This window comes from Aquabacterium sp. A08 (genome assembly GCF_011742065.1).
In genome coordinates this window covers 1-270 of record NZ_JAAQQT010000242.1, presented here as the reverse complement: position 1 = coordinate 270, position 270 = coordinate 1, and the positions used below count along the sequence as shown (strand labels likewise).

The 270-nt window shown below is 63.0% G+C and carries 1 pseudogene; it reads left to right on the top strand.

Annotated elements, in window-relative coordinates:
- Positions 1 to 154: 154 nt before the first annotated feature.
- Positions 155 to 270 (top strand): annotated as a pseudogene (locus HA630_RS22805) (ribose 5-phosphate isomerase A); the annotation flags it as partial.

Below are 270 nucleotides of genomic sequence, written 5' to 3'. Positions count from 1 at the left end.
GTTGTTCAGCGTGAGTTCGTGCGCCGCTTCCGGGTCCATGTTGAACAGGAAGGGGCGGGCGAAGGAATAAGGCAGCAGGGACATTGGATAATCGCATCTAGTGGGTGGCCCCAAACGGCCACCGCCCGGCATTGTCCCAGATCGCACCCACCCCATGAGCACCACCCCCTTCAGCCAAGACGAACTCAAGACCCTGGTCGGCCAAGCCGCGCTGCAGTATGTGGTGCCCGGCGAGATCGTCGGCGTCGGCACCGGCTCCACCGTCAACAA